We start from the raw sequence: 255 nt of genomic DNA, 5'->3' as shown, positions 1-255 counted from the left end.
GAGCTGCCGAAATCGAACGCGACTGATGTCACCTAACTTCCTGCAACTTCGTCATCTCCGCTATTTCTTGGGCATCGTGGATGCTGGTAGCTTTACGAGGGCGGCAGACATGCTGCACGTGGCGCAGCCCGCCCTCAGTCAGCAAATGACTACCCTTGAAGCTGAGCTTGGCGTCGCACTGCTCCGGCGCGGTGGACGCGGCATTCATCCAACCGTCGCAGGCGAACTCTTCTACCGTGAGGCGGCCTCGATCAT

General features: G+C 59.2%; 1 protein-coding gene. It reads left to right on the top strand.

The annotated features are described in order from the left end of the window. Window positions 1-25: 25 nt before the first annotated feature. Window positions 26-255: LysR family transcriptional regulator (locus ACZYOF_RS44735; RefSeq protein ID WP_463719718.1), on the top strand; the 230-nt coding region annotated here is incomplete at its 3' end.

It is taken from the genome of Bradyrhizobium sp. LeoA1Lang (assembly GCF_055413685.1).
Note: the sequence above shows the minus strand (reverse complement) of the source record. Positions and strands in the feature narration are given on the sequence as shown.